This is a genomic window from Shewanella sp. TB7-MNA-CIBAN-0143, assembly GCF_040310065.1.
Taxonomy (GTDB): domain Bacteria; phylum Pseudomonadota; class Gammaproteobacteria; order Enterobacterales; family Shewanellaceae; genus Shewanella.
The window spans coordinates 37695-53811 of sequence record NZ_JBEOPL010000022.1; the positions used below are offsets into that span (position 1 = coordinate 37695).

Genomic DNA, 16117 nt, shown 5'->3' on the forward strand with positions numbered 1-16117 from the left:
TCAATCTACTGACTAAATTTGATAATGCTACAAAGCAAACGACTCAACAACACCGTGATTCAGCGATACATAGGATACCTATGCGAACTAGTTAGTATTGATATTCAACAGCAGGCTTAAACGGTATTAGAACTTTATACTTAATACTACGATTGTCATATTCAATGACTTCAATTTCAGCACCTTTATAACGAATGATGTTTGATTTATCCATATCGTATTCAACGCTATTGCTAAAAGCATCACGAGCCATGCCACCTGTAAATTCCCTATATGAAGCATTAATTATTTGCCCATTGCTGCCGCTGTAAATTAATGTTTGTTGAAAGTCTTGGGCAGATTCAATACTGCGGGAAATCTCCTCTGGTTCTCCTCCCTCATAACAAGCTGCTTCAGTTACAAATGGAGTTGAAACACAAACTTCTCTGTCATTATTCATTGATAATGCCACTTGCGGATCTACAAATGGATTTTTTATAACGGCCCCTGGATTACCAGTGATCGAGTAGAAGTTTTTACCATTTTTTTCACCTACAGCTTTATAGAACCCTTCGTAAATATCATAACCAACACCATCTATCATCTTTTTAACATGAAGGTATTTTGCTGTAGATACCTTTCCCTGATAAAGCATATTGTCGCCAACAAAAGCCTCTGTTATTTCATCGATAGGAGGCTTAGAAAACTGCTTAATGCTTGTTTGTGCGTTTTGGGGGATGCTAGTACAGCCTGTAGTTATATAAACGAAGGCTAACGAAAATAAAATTTTTATAGTATTCAAGAACAATTCCTTTTGATTTGATGAGGTGGTAACACTTTTTAAATATTACTTTTTTATTTGGTGCAAGACTAGTTTACTTTAATGTGCCATACATGATTGATATTTAATTCACTATTTTTATTTAATAAGTCGAGATACTTTTCCTCATCAAAACATCTTTGCTAGAGCATAGTCACTAACGCATTTCTGTCCATAAATGAGTTAGATGCCTTGATTAAAAATGCCTAAACTCAACTCTGAACTTGAGGCCGTTGAAGAAAATAGCGTGAAGCTCACATGGATGTGAGCTTAGCTTTCGCGGTACAGGATGTACCATCGGAAGCGTTAGCATTTTCGAATAAGGCCGAAGACGGTTAAAGATGAAGTCAAAAGCTGGATCAATCCCCATGGCGACTTTTCGCAGCTATTGTTTTGTAAATAGCGAAAATGTTGCGGGGCGGCTGGGAGTTCCAAGAGGGAACAGCCGTTGGTTTCCTCTTGGTCTGGTGTGGGCGAAGCGCCACGACCTTGTGGCCGCAGGCCATAAAATCTAAATAATAAAAACAGCTAAATTACGGATCACAAGCACTACCAAAAAGACGAAAAAACAAAAAACGATCAACAAAAAAGCGAATCCGAAGATTCGCTTTTTTTAGTCAATATCACTAATTACTTGTGGTATTTACCAGACAACTCATGCACAGAATTGATAAATGCACCAGCATGTTCAGGATCAACATGTTGATGAATACCATGTCCTAAGTTAAATACATGGCCAGTACCTTCACCATAACTTGCTAGAATTTGATCAACTTCTTGATGAATACGCTCTGGCGTAGCATACAACATTGATGGGTCCATGTTGCCTTGTAACGCCACTTTATGACCTACGCGACGACGAGCATCACCAATATCAACAGTCCAATCTAAACCTAATGCATCACAGCCTGTTTCAGCCATAGACTCTAACCATAATCCGCCGCCCTTAGTGAACAAGGTAACAGGCACTTTACGACCATCAGCAAAACGAGTTAAGCCATCAACAATTTTTTGCATGTAACGTAATGAGAACTCACGGTAAGCGTGATGTGATAACGCACCGCCCCACGAGTCGAATATCATTAACGATTGTGCACCGTTAGCCACCTGAGCGTTAAGATATAACACTACTGAGTCTGCTAACTTATCTAATAACATGTGTAATGCAGCAGGTTCTGCATACGCCATACGCTTGATTTTTTCGAAGGTTTTGCTTGAGCCGCCTTCAACCATGTAAGTGGCCAAAGTCCAAGGAGAACCCGAAAAACCAATTAACGGCACAGAGCCATTCAGTTCACGACGAATCGTACTCACTGCACGCATTACATAACCCAATTCATCTTCTGGATCTGGAATACATAATTTTTTGATTGCATCGATGGTGTCAGTTGGACGTTCAAAACGCGGACCTTCACCTGCTTCGAAATACAAACCTAAGCCCATTGCGTCTGGCACGGTCAGGATATCTGAGAATAAAATCGCAGCATCTAAGTCATAACGACGTAACGGCTGTAAAGTGACTTCGCAAGCCAATTCGGCATTACGGCATAAAGACATAAAGTCACCCGCTTGAGCACGAACTTCTTTATACTCAGGTAAATAACGTCCTGCTTGACGCATCATCCATACTGGAGTGACATCAACAGGCTGCTTTAGCAACGCACGTAAATAACGATCATTCTTTAATTCTGCCATGTGGACTTTGTTCCTAGACTGTTATGATTTTTGCTGGGCGTTAGTTTAGCACTTACGCGATTAATGTAACCACTCATGCAGAATTTATGTGAGCTATTCCTAAATCTATGGTCGATTTTATTAACACAACCGCCACTATGCTCACAAAACACACAATACTGATGTGTAAATCGCAATTTATTGGATTAAAAGTTGCGTCGCGTTAAGTGGTTTGGTATAAAAAGTGTGCGCTAGCAAGAACAATCAAGAAGCCCGACAAATCGAGCCTTTGAAAACTTCGTTACCCCGTGATGGCATGCCATCACGGGGTTTTTTATTATCCCACTCCAAGACCCCTGTCCTTTTCATCCCCAAAGCAAGCTCGTCGATAAGCAAATAAAAATAAAACAGTTGATCGCAATACACTTTGTCCAATACATTAGTTGTAACAGAATGGCTGCCAATTAGAGAGAAGACATGCTAACAAAACTAGAAAAAGCAGAAAAACGCTGGGGCGGTTCTCATAATTTAATCGATCAATGGCTTAATCATCGCCGCAAATTATTAATCCAATATTTTATCGTTGCCGGATTAGCACCCTATTCTCGTAGCGAAAAATCACTTCCGAGCATGGATCAAGTGAAACAATTTTGTGCCCAATTAGTTGATTATGTCTCAGAAGGTCACTTTGAGGTTTACAACAACGTTATTAAAGCTTGTGAGAAGTTTGGTGAAACGAGTATCGAAACAGCCAACGCCTTATTACCGCTGATTAGCGAAAGTACTGACACGGCATTGGATTTTAATGATAAATATACCGACGCATCTGACGAACAAGTGCTGTATCAACTCGACAACGATTTATCACATTTAGCACAAGCGATGGAGTCGCGTTTCGAATTAGAAGATCAGCTGCTAGAATTGCTATATCAACGCCTTCCTTAATTGAGCCAGCCCATTAAAAAGTGCGATGAATTGACGCACTTTTTAATACGGTTAACTTTATTGCAACAAACATTATTGCCGTTTATGCCAGTTTTCAGGCAACTCAACTTGTGACCACAAATGTTGACATAAATCTTGCGGCTGATGCCAATCGCCCATTTTTAACCACTCCACTAATGCATCGCCTACCTGTGGATACGCAATAGGTTTAGGTGACGGGCTTTTTAACCAACGCTTGAGCACGGCAGGATCTAAAGTTTGCATACTTTCTGCCGCAGCAAGTAATTCTAACGCCGCAACGTTAGCAGATTGCTCAAACTGCCCCTGTAACGGTTTCACCAATAACTTTTTACCTAACGTCATCGCCTCACTGGCCAACTCAAAGCCAGCATTGCCAATCACCCCACCACATTGAGCCATGTGTTGTTTAAAGCCTTCACGATTAAAACCATGCCAATGAATATGCTCTGCTAATGGTTTCAATGGTTTAGTGCTGTGGTAAACAGAAAAGTGATATTGATCAAATGGGGCTAAAAAGGCAGCTATACGATCAGGCTCTTCAAAGGGTAAATAGACTAAAATTTGGTGGCTATGATCACCACCATTGGGCCACACCTCCACAAATGGAGGTAAAATAGGAAAGCCAAAATGATGCCAATGACAACCTAAAGCGATGTCAACGGGTGCAAAATGGTTGAGCAGAAATTCATTAAACCAGCTGTTACCTTGTTTAGGGACTGGATACTGTAATGCTGCTTGATGACTAATGGCGATTGACGGCACATTTTGTTGTTTGGCCGCCCAAGCACTCACAGGTTCAAAATCGTTTAAAACTAAATCATAACCCGTTAAATCGAGCTGCTTAATTTCAGATAAAATGGGAGTGGTTAAATTGTATTTGGCGGTTTTAACACAATTAACACGACCATTTTCGGTTACGAAAGTCATACCATTACGGGTCTGATAATCGCCAAAGCATTGCATATCAAAGTAGTGCTGTGGTGTTCGGCCTGAAAAAAGAAAATCGACATCGATATTATGTTGCTTAAGCGCAGTAGACATTACGCGTGCGCGGCTGATATGGCCATTCCCTGTGCCTTGAACTCCGTACAAGATTTTCATATTGCCTTACATCCCTCAACGGCTTAATGATCAAGATTAAAACGCTGTGCTTCTTTCTACATGAACAGTTACTACATGAACTGCTAGTACATGAACGATTACTACATCAGTTGTCATAAAATAAGCTTTACAGTATCAGTTGATCGACCAGAAATACCGAGCCGATCCCCAACCCAGCGCCAGCCATAATATCCACAGGATAATGAACTCCCAGAGCGATACGCGATGAGCCAACAAAACAAGCCCAAGCAAACGCAATCGGTGCTAAGGCAGGAAACACCAGATTCACCACGCTAGCAAAGACAAAGGCGCCAGCAGTGTGCCCTGAAGGTAAGCTAAATTTATCCGACGGTTCAAAACCAGACTCAAACCCAGCTAACGCATGGCAAGGACGATGACGTCGAATGCTATTTTTCAGCAGTAAATACAACGGAAACTCAACCAAGAAACTCCCCAGCACTAAATTAAAAAAGTGCTGGCCATTGGGATGAAAAAACAATAGCGCAACAGATAAATAAGCATAATAGTGGCCATCACCGGTTGCAGATACACGTTTAGCAGCCTGACTTAGGCCGTTATCTCGACTAAATTGCACTATCCAATAAAACCAATATTTATCTAACTGGCTGATACTCTTCATGCCTGACTCCATGTCAAACGTCGGTAATATCATTTAGCTAATATTGATCCGACTAAAGTTATGTATTTGTTAACAGTTTAGATAATAGACAGAGGTAATGAACACGAGGTGACAGTTAGCCTAAAGTTTTATGACACAGCCCAGAGTTGAGTTTCACGTTAGAAATAACCATAAATTCGAGAATAACCATAAATTCGAGAATAAGCATAAAGAAGCTTAACGGCTGATGTTTACCCGCGAGGTCACTTCAACTGAGAATAAGAGATGGGATAAATCGATAACAACGGTTTTATTTAAAATCGGTACTATGTGCTTGCCATTGATGTTACTCACAAGATGTATTGACTCGTCAATAGAGAGCTTATTGTGGGCCATTAAAACGCAGACAGGGGAATACAGAGCGGTTTGATAGCCATTTATTGCTTTAAATCAAAGCGATTTAAAGCAATAACCCCTCAAGTTTGGCTTGAGGGGTTATTAATCGCGACCGTGTTATCGTCATTCACTAACACGATAACTTAATATGACTCGTGCAATTATGCAGTTTGTGGCTGTGCACCTTTATTACGATAAATCTTAATTAAGTGAAAAATGTTAATGCATGCAACAAAGGCATTCATGCCCGCTACTGGCCATGCTTCGATTGCATATCCGTAGGCGACAAAAAAAGAACAGCCAATAAAGTTTAACCATCTTAGTAAAACGATGTCTTTCATCATTAGTGAAATGGCAACCATAACGGATGCGGCATAGCCTAATACTTCAATAATATTGATATTTTCCATAAGAACCTCTGTTTCAGGCTCTCTGCCTTCCGTATGCGTAACGGGGGTTCCGTGCCCCTAAAGCTAGTATTATTTTGTAAACTAACATTAATAAATCTAGCAATATGCTAACAAACTGTAGAGCAAAAATGTAATTAAAAAACGTATTAGGATGACCTAAATCAACATATATCGACTAATTGGTTCAATTTGAAAGAAAATTACTTACAAATTTGATCCCTGTTCTCTATTTAGGCCAATGCGTCATCTGCGCATAAGTCACACCATAAGTTGATTTATAACAATCCAGTGATTGATAAGGCTTTTATTTTCATAAAAAGCTCATATAATTCATTTAACTTTGCTTTACCCAGCAATTTACCTTTGCTGTCCAACAGGAGTGAAATATGGAATACAACACCTCAGAACTCTGCGACATGTATATAGATGTAGTCGATGTCGTCGAACCAATGTTCAGTAACTACGGTGGTTGCAGCTCCTTCGGTGGCTCAATCAGTACAATTAAGTGTTTTGAAGATAATGGCTTGATTGCTGATGCTTTAGAAGAAGACGGTGAAGGTAAAGTCCTATTAGTCGATGGTGGTGGATCGTTAAGACGTGCGCTACTCGATGCTAGAATTGCTGAAATTGCTGTAGCCAATAATTGGGAAGGTATTCTCATTTACGGTTCAGTACGTGACGTTGACGCTCTTGAAGAACTTGATATTGGTATCCAAGCGCTTGCTTCGATTCCTGTCGGTGCTGAAAGTAACGGTGTGGGCGAAATCGAAATTCCAGTTAATTTTGGTGGCGTGACCTTCTTACCGGGTGATCATATCTATGCTGATAACACGGGCGTTATTCTGTCTCCAGAACCATTAGATATTGAATAACCCCGTCATAGCCAATTTAGCTTTGTAAAAAGCTGGCAGACAATTCCTTTAAAAACCAGCTATGCTGGTTTTTTTGTGGCTGTAATTCGGAGAATCACCATGTTTAGCGCATTTACTCAGCAGCATTGCGATGCATTATTAAGTTTACGCCCTAATGAAACCAAAATAGGCCAACAGGTTTATCTGGCATCGGCTGAACTGTCATTAGCACAAAATGCACAACAGGCTAAATCCAGTGGCGCCCAGTTTGCCATTATTGCCATTGCAGAAGATGTGGGACCACGAGCTAACCTCGGCCGAGGCGGCGCTGATGATGCCTTTATCGCTAGCATGAAACAGTTGATTAATTTACAGTCCAATCGATTTCTTAATGGTAACGAATGTGCCATTTTAGGCCAAATCAGTCTTGATACATCAGTATCCACAACCGCTACCGTTGAACAATTACGCCAAGCAACCGCACAATTGGATGACATCGTCATTGCTGCAGTAAGTGAAATCATGCAAGCAGGATTAGAACCCATCGTTATCGGCGGCGGCCACAATAATGCTTATGGTTTATTAATGGCAACAAAAGCCACTACAGGCCTACCTGTCGCAGCCGTCAACCTCGATCCACACAGTGATTTTAGACCACGAGAAGGTCGCCACAGCGGAAATGGATTTAGTTATGCCGCCGCCAATGGCGCACTCGACCATTATCATATTCTCGGCTTGCATGAATTAAAAAATAGCGAAGAAACCCTAGAACAACTGAGCCTGTTTGGCGCTACATGGAACAGTTTTCAACAAATTTGGATCCGGCGTGAACTGTCGCTAGAAACCGCATTAAAACAAATCGCTAAAGCATTAAATCAAACCCAACTGCCCGTCGCATTAGAGCTCGATGTCGATGCGATTGCCAATATGCCTAGCAGTGCAGCGACTTTTGCCGGTATATCGATACTCGATGCCTGCCATTATGTGCATTATATTGCTAAGCATTGTCCATGCCATTACGCTCATTTTGCAGAAACTGCCCCAGCATGTCATCACGCGGGGTTAGAAGCGGGTTACCGCGATGCAGGTCAAGGTCTCAGTGAGTTAATTTATGCTTATCTTCAGGGTCGATTAACCGGTCTGAATTAGAATCAGCTACGGCTATTCATTAAAGGCTAATTTTATGCTCTAATGCAGGCAATTTTTTAGCCTTAACTGCTGCTTTTTATTGGGGCTAATCGACGCGAAGCTCATTGCTGCGTTCAAGTTGAAGTGAAATGTATATTAGGTGCAAGGTAAGACAACTAATTGATTGTTGTCACACTCTCGCACCACAGCATTTCAGCAATCATTCGCAATGGCATACACTCGCTATTAATTATCGCACATTATAGGAATATACCGATGTCTGAAGGCGAACCGAAAAACACTCATTTTGGATATAAAACTGTCGAAGCCGATAAAAAAGCAGACTTAGTCGCTGACGTGTTTCATTCCGTCGCGGCAAAATACGACATTATGAATGACGTGATGTCTTTTGGAGTTCACCGCTTTTGGAAGCGCCACACCATTGAAGTCGCTGCTGCAAGACCGGGGATGAAAGTGCTTGATTTAGCCGGTGGTACTGGCGATCTCACGGCTAAGTTTTCACATTTAGTCGGCGATAGAGGTCAAGTCGTTCTTGCTGACATTAATGATTCCATGCTCAAGGTCGGTCGCACTAAATTACGTGACAAAGGTATCGTCAATAACGTCAGCTATGTTCAAGCTAACGCTGAAGCACTGCCGTTTCCTGATAACCATTTTGATATCATCACTATCGCGTTTGGTTTACGTAATGTTACCGATAAAGATGCGGCGTTACGTTCAATGCAACGAGTATTAAAGCCGGGTGGAAAACTACTCGTGCTTGAGTTTTCAACACCTAAACATGAATTAATGCGTAAAGTTTACGACATGTATAGCTTTAAGGTGTTACCTAAAATGGGCGCATTAATCACTAAAGATGCTGACAGCTACGAATACCTTGCCGAATCAATTCGGATGCATCCTGATCAAGAAACGCTTAAACAAATGATGGTCGATGCCGGTTTTGAACAAGTCGACTACACCAACATGACAGACGGCGTTGTCGCATTGCATAGAGGTTATAAGTTCTAATGACCCCTAATCACTTTGCTTTGTTAACTTGTGCTGCCATTGAAACCGCTTTTAACCAACTGCCAGCACAGGCTAAAAGTGACTATGCTCGCCAAAAGTCATTGCACGGCAAAGTATTTTGTATCCAGCTGAGTCAGTTAAACTGGCCCATTTATTTGGTGTTTGCCAAACAAATTCAAGTGCTGAGCCATTACGAAGGTGATGTAGCAGTAACCGTACGTGCTGATGTATCAACATTATATCAGCTGACTGAAGGCGCTAATTTAACTGAGCTTATCAAACAAGATAAACTCAGTTTGGAAGGCGATATTCAATTACTGCAATCGTTAAGCCATTATTTACAGAATATTCATGTTGATTTTGCCGAACCATTATCACGTTATATTGGTGATGCTCCGACGCATAAACTCGTTGCTACAGCAAAACAATTTAACCATGATATCAAGCTGGTCTTACAAAAAACTCGCTCACACATCAGCCAGTTAACCACTGAAGAATATCGCCTAGCGCCGCATAAAATCGAATGGCTACATTTTCGTGATAATCTGGACGAACTGGTGAGTCAAACCGAACGTATCGAAGTCAAGATAGCCCAATTAAGAGATCAAATAACGCAATGACAACTGCAAGTATCAGGCGTGGTTACCATGTCATTAAAACCATTCTGCATTTTGGCTTAGATGACTTAATACCTAAACACAAAAAGCCCTGGTATTTCGCCATTGTGCGCAACAGCTTATTTTGGATCCGTAATAAGCATAAAACTAAATCGCCTGCAGAGCGCTTAAAATTAGCGATGCAAGATTTAGGGCCGGTATACATCAAATTAGGGCAAATGCTGTCGACTCGCCGTGATTTACTTGACGACGAATGGGCGTATCAGTTGGCCATGTTGCAAGACAGAGTGCCACCGTTTGATTCTGCTTTAGCACGAGAAGCCATTGAAGCTGAGCTTGGTGCTCCTATCGCAACCTATTTTGATGATTTTAACGATACACCACTTGCCTCTGCATCCATATCGCAAGTACACACCGCTACCTTAAAATCTAACGGTAAAGCCGTGGTGCTTAAAGTGCTGCGACCTAATGTTGAGCAGCAGATATTAGCTGACTTACAGTTAATGACTCAAACGGCTAACTTACTCGAAACCTTATTAGGTGACGGTAATCGTTTACGCCCAGCAGAAGTGATTGAAGATTACCGCACCACCATTTTAGGCGAGCTAAACTTAAAGCTAGAAGCGCTTAACGCCATCAAGCTGCGCAATAATTTTCTGGATTCTAATTCGCTGTATGTGCCTTTTGTTTACGAAGAACACAGTTATCAACGCCTTATGGTCATGGAACGCATTTACGGTATTCCAGTCTCTGACACCGAAGCGTTACGAGCTCAAGGTACCAACTTTAAACTGCTTGCTGAACGCGGTGTGGAATTGTTTTTCACCCAAGTGTTTCGCGACAATTTTTTCCACGCAGATATGCATCCAGGCAATATTTTTATCAGTCGTGAACATCCAGACGACCCATTTTATATCGGCCTAGACTGCGGCATTATGGGCACATTAACCGAAGTGGATAAACGTTACCTAGCAGAAAACTTTTTAGCCTTTTTTAATCGCGATTATCACCGTATTGCCCAGCTGTATATTGAGTCAGGTTGGGTATCTGAACACACAGATATTATTGCGTTTGAACAAGCTGTAAAAGTAGTTTGCGAACCCATGTTTAATAAACCATTGGATGAAATTTCATTCGGTCATGTTCTGTTAGAGCTGTTTAGAACTGCGCGTCATTTTGATATTGTGGTGCAGCCACAATTGGTGTTACTCGAAAAAACCTTACTGTATATTGAAGGTTTAGGCCGTCAGTTATATCCACAATTAGATTTATGGCAAACCGCCAAACCCTTCCTAGAAAATTGGATGTCAGAACAAGTTGGCCCTAAAGCCATGTTCAATAAAGTAAAATCAAATGCGCCATTTTGGGCTGATAAACTCCCTGAGTTTCCTGAATTAATTTACGACAATTTAAAACTAGGCCGTAAATTACTCGGCACTCAACAGCAAATGTTAGATAAGTACTTGCGCTACCAACAGAAATCGCACAAGAGTAATTATCTACTTATCACTTCGGCTGTATTATTGATCTGTGGCACAATTTTATTTACTCAAATAGCTACACTATGGCCTGCATATACCTGTATAGGTGCAGGCATATTGATTTGGGCAATAGGATGGCGATCTAGGCCAAAGAATCGTAAGTTTTAGCTAGCACTAATTTATTAGAGGTTCATAATACTTAAAGAATTGGGTGTTATTATGGATTTTGAAATAACTTTTTTACAAAAACCATTTTTACTTTAAAGAGGAAAATCTTCATGGGCGGCATCAGTATTTGGCAGCTTCTAATCGTAGCGTTAATTGTCATTCTATTATTTGGGACTAAAAAATTGCGTTCTTTGGGCGGTGATTTAGGTGGAGCAGTAAAAGGCTTTAAAAACGCCATGACTCCAGAAGATGAAAGTAAATCACTAGAAGACAAAGACCAAACGGCAGCGACTTCGCAACAGGCTGCAGAAAAGCAACCTGAAACAAAATCTAAAGATAAACAGGCGTAATTTATTATGTTTGACGGTATCGGCTTTATGGAGCTGCTGCTGATCGGTATTTTGGGGCTAGTGGTACTAGGCCCCGAAAGACTACCGGTTGCAGTACGTTCGTTAACAGGTTGGATCCGTGCGCTTAAGCGCATGGCTAACTCTGTCAAAGATGAACTTGAGCAAGAGCTTAAAATTGATCAGTTACATGCTGATTTAAAAAAAGCTGAAAGCAAAGGTTTAGCCAATTTGTCGCCAGAGTTACAAGAGTCGATTGATCAGCTGAAAAAAGCCGCTGAATCAGTGAATCGTCCTTATAAGGTTGAAGACACATCACCTGTCGAGCCAAAAAAATCAGCTGACGAGTCTCCTTCAGTCAAAGAAGCTAAGTCATCTGAAGTGACTAGCGAAAACAGTTCAAACCCTAAATCAAACGGATAATCCATGTCGCAACAGCAACCGCTTATTAGCCATTTGCTTGAATTACGTAACAAATTGCTTAAAGCCATTGGCAGTGTGTTATTGGTATTCATTACTATTGTGTATTGGGCTAACGATATTTATCACTACATAGCTTTGCCTTTAATGCGCTCGCTTCCAGAAACGGGCAGTATGATTGCAACCGACGTAGCCGCGCCTTTTTTTGCACCCTTTAAATTAACACTAGTATTAGCATTCTTCATCGCCATTCCCTATGTGCTTTATCAAGTATGGTCTTTTGTAGCACCTGGGTTATACAAACATGAAAAACGCTTAGTTGTTCCCTTGTTAGCCAGCAGCACCCTGTTGTTTTATCTTGGAATAGCCTTTGCTTACTATATTGTTTTCCCAGTTGTATTTGGGTTTTTCACCAGTGTCGTTCCAGAAGGCGTGCAAGTTGCTACTGATATCAGCAGTTATTTGAGTTTTATTCTAAAATTATTTTTTGCCTTTGGTTTAGCTTTTGAAATACCTGTAGCAGTCGTTTTGCTTTGCTGGGCTGGTGTTACAACACCCGATGAGTTACGCCAAAAACGTCCTTATATTGTAGTAGGAGCTTTTGTTGTTGGCATGGTACTCACGCCTCCCGATATTATCTCGCAGACTATGCTAGCCGTACCAATGCTGTTATTGTTTGAAGGTGGACTAATCGCCGCGCGTTTCTACAGCAAAAAAGAAGATGAGCCAGAGAACGAAGAAGCTGAAAATTAAGCGATAAAGAAAGGCTCTACAGACTAAAATAATAAGGAAGAATCAATGCGTTTAAGTTTAATTGCCGTCGGGATCGTATTGATCTCGGCTAATGCATATGCCAATACCAATCTTGGCCAGCAACTGTCTATATGTGCAGCTAAAACGGACAAAACTGTGCGATTAACTTGTTATGACGAATTAGCGGCTAATGCTAAACCCAGTGCTCACATAATGACGACGGCAAATACAACTAAGATTGCCCCATCAGAGGCTCCAAGGCCACCCGCTACACCAAACGTTGTGTTACCTTTGGTTGCAACAAGTCCTCAAGTACTCAGCGTTGATGATTTTGGTTTACAAAAGAAAGTCATAGAAGATGAAGTCGATAAGATTTACTCTGAAGTCATTAGTGTTAAGAAAGATGCGTTAGGCGCATTTGTGATAACACTCAGCAATGGTCAAGTCTGGAAGCAAAGTAGCTCAAAGTATTATAAAATCAAAAAAGGTCAACGCATCTTTATTGAAACAGGTGCATTGAATTCATTTTTATTGGGTAGCGATGATCGCAATGCTACTACCCGAGTTAGACGATTAAAGTAACTACAGTACTTTTATTACATGACTCAATACATCGACATTGCTGTTAATCTGCTTAGCGAAAGGCTGAAGCACGATATTGACACTATTATCAATGACGCGGCGAAACATCATGTTTCGCCGTTAATTGTTATTGGCAGCGATCTCAATGAAAGCTCCGACTCAATATCTCTCTGCCAACAATACCCGCAACAATTATACTGCACGACAGGTGTACATCCGCATCATGCATCATCTTGGGATCAACATAGCAAAGCACGTTTAACTCAGCTGGCCAAACAAGACACCGTGGTAGCTATTGGTGAATGTGGGCTTGACTACAATCGTGACTTTTCACCACGCCCGGTACAAAGAAAGGCATTTGCAGCGCAATTAGAGCTAGCTTGCGAACTCAATATGCCAGTGCTGATGCATTGTCGTGAAGCGCATAGTGATTTTATCGCCATTGTAAATGAGTATCGAGCTCATCTCCCTAATGCCTTACTACACTGTTTTACTGGCAGTAAAGATGAGTTAATTGAGTGCTTAGCCGCTGATTTATACATTGGCATTACTGGGTGGATTTGCGATGAACGTCGAGGGCAAGACCTTGCTCAATTAGTACCATTAATTCCTAATCATCGCATTATGGCAGAAACCGATAGTCCTTACTTATTACCTCGCAGTATGCGACCTAAACCTAAATCGAGTAAAAATTTACCCCAATACTTACCTTATATTGTCGAATACATGGCCAATTTACGCCAACAATCAGTACAATCATTAGCGCAAGAATGTTATAAAAACAGTTGTGACTTTTTCCAACTGCCAGTTCATTTTAGCGTGAATAATAACTCATGATGACCATCATATCGCATCATTTACAACAGTTATGCCAGTATCAATTTAGGATACTCATTGGATTTTTTTTGCTGTTTATTGGCCAAAATTGTTGGGCTAATACACTCTCTGGGATACCGCTTAGACTGACATCAGACTCCATAACAAAAATTGAGTTACAAGATTGGGTTTATGCCAATCAAAGTAATGATATTGAAACTCTAACCACATTATTACAACGGCCAGAAAACAGCTGGAAAAAACTTGATACCAATCAACCATATCAAATAGGCATTAAAAACTATTGGGTGAGTTTTAGTATATTTAATCCCAACGACCATCTATCACGCATTATTGCCTTAGATAACCCATTACTCGACAGTGTTAAAATATACCACCTGATCAATGGGGAACTGGTCAGTACTGAAATAATGGGCGACTCTTTACCGTTTAAGCAACGACCATTACAAAGCAATATCTTTTTATACCCAGTTAATTTTGAACCTGGTGATACACATACTTTTTATTTAAAAATAGACAGCAAAGGTAGCATCAGTTTGCCATTAGTGTTGTGGTCATCAAACGACCTAACCCAACTCACTGAAACTAAGAATTTGTTTAATGGCATGCAAATAGGATTATTACTCGCTATTTGCTTGTTCAGTTTGTTTATCGCGCTCGCGTCGGCATCTTATAGTTACAGTTATTACAGCGGCTATGTATTAGGGCTTACGTTACTCACGGCGACAATTCATGGCGTATCATTTCGCTATTTGTGGCCTCAATGGCCCATTATACAACAGTATATTTTCATTATTATTATCCCATTAACATTGGGTTTTTCATTGATGTTTACTGAAAAAGTATTGCAACTAAAATATCATAATCTAAAAATGCTGCGTATTTGTCGCATCATGGCAGTGCTTTGTTTTGGCTTAACGATCATCATGCCATTTATTAACTACAGTTTTGCGCTGTATGTTTTAGCATTTGTGGTGTTAACTATCAGCACAATCCTAATGGCTTTCTCATTAATCCAAGCTTTTAGCGGCCAACGCAATGCCCCTTTATATGCCATTGGCCGTATGGGCTTAATGATTGGGTGCATCATTACAGGGCTAATTTATCTCGGTCTAATCACCCTAAGCATATCGCCACAGATCCCCGTAATGATAGGACTCACTTTTGAAGTCATCACCATGGCGGCAGTACTCGCCTTACGTTATAACGATGAACGAAAGGCTAAATTTGAGATCCAGCAACAGACATTAGAGCAAGAACAACGGCTGCGAGAAATCCGTGAAGAAGCACTGCGTAGTGAGGCTGGAAATAGTGAAAAACTTGAGCAAATGGTTCAAGAACGGACACTTGAATTAGAAATTACCTTACGTGAACTCAATGAGGTGAATCAAAAACTGACAGAACAAAACACCATAGACAGCCTTACTGGAGTGAAGAATCGTAGTGCTTTTGATCGTCGCCTCATTGCAGAAGGCCGTATTAGCCGACGCCAACAGACACCGATGTCTTTGTTAATGATTGATATCGATAAATTTAAAAATATCAATGACCAATATGGTCACCTTAGTGGCGACTACACTATAAAGATGATTGCAAATACATTATGTGAATACATTAAACGTCCAACGGATCTCGTATCACGTTTTGGTGGTGAAGAATTTGCTATTATATTACCGAGTACAGATATAGAAGGTGCTGTGCTAGTTGCGGAGCAAATTCGCCAAGCTATCAGCGATCTTACCATTGCCCATAATGGTTACACGATCCCCTTAACGGTCAGTATCGGTGTGAGTGAGACAATTATCGACAGTGATGAGCATCCAATGCTATTACTAGAACAAGCAGATAAAGCCCTGTATAAAGCCAAACGCAGTGGCCGTAACAAAGTCTGCTATTACCCGCTCGAAACAGACGAGATCTAAACCAGGAGTCGAAA

17 protein-coding genes are annotated in these 16117 nt (G+C 40.8%); 12 read left to right on the forward strand and 5 right to left on the reverse strand.

Annotated features, from left to right (window positions below; translation table 11 throughout):
• Positions 1-91 precede the first annotated feature (91 nt).
• On the reverse strand, positions 92-781 hold the full coding sequence (locus AAEY97_RS16855) for a hypothetical protein (protein ID WP_192115391.1): 690 nt from the start codon (positions 779-781) through the stop codon (positions 92-94).
• Positions 782-1429: 648 nt separating this feature from the next.
• Positions 1430-2494 carry a uroporphyrinogen decarboxylase gene (hemE, locus tag AAEY97_RS16860; RefSeq protein ID WP_101086245.1) on the reverse strand — a complete coding sequence of 355 codons (1065 nt, stop codon included), beginning with the start codon at positions 2492-2494 and terminating at the stop codon, positions 1430-1432.
• Between the two features lie 456 nt (positions 2495-2950).
• Between hemE and rsd the strand changes: the two genes are divergently transcribed.
• Positions 2951-3418, forward strand: a complete 468-nt coding sequence (rsd, locus tag AAEY97_RS16865; protein WP_162022219.1) for a sigma D regulator — start codon at positions 2951-2953, stop codon at positions 3416-3418.
• A 72-nt stretch (positions 3419-3490) separates the two neighbouring features.
• On the opposite strand, the gene AAEY97_RS16870 is transcribed toward rsd, so the two are convergent.
• From AAEY97_RS16870 to AAEY97_RS16880, 3 genes are all read right to left on the reverse strand, one after another.
• Complete coding sequence (locus AAEY97_RS16870; protein ID WP_101086247.1) at positions 3491-4540, reverse strand: MJ1255/VC2487 family glycosyltransferase; 1050 nt, start codon at positions 4538-4540, stop codon at positions 3491-3493.
• A gap of 127 nt (positions 4541-4667) precedes the next feature.
• Positions 4668-5180, reverse strand: a complete 513-nt coding sequence (locus AAEY97_RS16875; protein WP_351000237.1) for a phosphatase PAP2 family protein — start codon at positions 5178-5180, stop codon at positions 4668-4670.
• 536 nt (positions 5181-5716) lie between these two features.
• A complete protein-coding gene (locus AAEY97_RS16880; RefSeq protein ID WP_101086249.1) occupies positions 5717-5965 on the reverse strand; it encodes a YgjV family protein in 249 nt (82 codons plus the stop codon).
• A gap of 386 nt (positions 5966-6351) precedes the next feature.
• Between AAEY97_RS16880 and rraA the strand changes: the two genes are divergently transcribed.
• The 11 genes from rraA to AAEY97_RS16935 all read left to right on the forward strand — a co-directional run bounded on the left by rraA (position 6352) and on the right by AAEY97_RS16935 (position 16103).
• Complete coding sequence (gene rraA, locus AAEY97_RS16885) at positions 6352-6837, forward strand: ribonuclease E activity regulator RraA (RefSeq protein WP_162022217.1); 486 nt, start codon at positions 6352-6354, stop codon at positions 6835-6837.
• Positions 6838-6930: 93 nt separating this feature from the next.
• The gene (locus AAEY97_RS16890; protein ID WP_502959471.1) at positions 6931-7965 is read left to right on the forward strand and encodes a formimidoylglutamase; all 1035 of its coding nucleotides are present in this window, start codon (positions 6931-6933) and stop codon (positions 7963-7965) included.
• A 255-nt stretch (positions 7966-8220) separates the two neighbouring features.
• Positions 8221-8976: a bifunctional demethylmenaquinone methyltransferase/2-methoxy-6-polyprenyl-1,4-benzoquinol methylase UbiE gene (ubiE, locus tag AAEY97_RS16895; protein ID WP_011635964.1), complete on the forward strand. Its 756-nt coding sequence runs from the start codon at positions 8221-8223 to the stop codon at positions 8974-8976.
• Positions 8976-9596: a ubiquinone biosynthesis accessory factor UbiJ gene (locus AAEY97_RS16900; protein ID WP_351000242.1), complete on the forward strand. Its 621-nt coding sequence runs from the start codon at positions 8976-8978 to the stop codon at positions 9594-9596. Before ubiE ends, AAEY97_RS16900 begins: the two co-directional genes overlap by 1 nt.
• On the forward strand, positions 9593-11242 hold the full coding sequence (gene ubiB, locus AAEY97_RS16905; RefSeq protein WP_101086253.1) for a ubiquinone biosynthesis regulatory protein kinase UbiB: 1650 nt from the start codon (positions 9593-9595) through the stop codon (positions 11240-11242). The genes AAEY97_RS16900 and ubiB overlap by 4 nt, the downstream gene beginning before the upstream one ends.
• A gap of 110 nt (positions 11243-11352) precedes the next feature.
• A complete protein-coding gene (gene tatA, locus AAEY97_RS16910) occupies positions 11353-11592 on the forward strand; it encodes a Sec-independent protein translocase subunit TatA (RefSeq protein ID WP_351000245.1) in 240 nt (79 codons plus the stop codon).
• 6 nt (positions 11593-11598) lie between these two features.
• Entirely contained in the window at positions 11599-12012 is a 414-nt protein-coding gene (tatB, locus tag AAEY97_RS16915; protein WP_101086255.1) for a Sec-independent protein translocase protein TatB, read from the forward strand.
• A 3-nt stretch (positions 12013-12015) separates the two neighbouring features.
• Positions 12016-12762, forward strand: coding sequence for a twin-arginine translocase subunit TatC (gene tatC, locus AAEY97_RS16920; RefSeq protein WP_101086256.1), 747 nt, complete (start codon positions 12016-12018; stop codon positions 12760-12762).
• 45 nt (positions 12763-12807) lie between these two features.
• On the forward strand, positions 12808-13344 hold the full coding sequence (locus tag AAEY97_RS16925; RefSeq protein WP_101086257.1) for a hypothetical protein: 537 nt from the start codon (positions 12808-12810) through the stop codon (positions 13342-13344).
• An 18-nt stretch (positions 13345-13362) separates the two neighbouring features.
• Positions 13363-14181 carry a TatD family hydrolase gene (locus tag AAEY97_RS16930; RefSeq protein ID WP_351000248.1) on the forward strand — a complete coding sequence of 273 codons (819 nt, stop codon included), beginning with the start codon at positions 13363-13365 and terminating at the stop codon, positions 14179-14181.
• Entirely contained in the window at positions 14178-16103 is a 1926-nt protein-coding gene (locus AAEY97_RS16935; RefSeq protein ID WP_351000251.1) for a sensor domain-containing diguanylate cyclase, read from the forward strand. Before AAEY97_RS16930 ends, AAEY97_RS16935 begins: the two co-directional genes overlap by 4 nt.
• Positions 16104-16117: the final 14 nt, after the last annotated feature.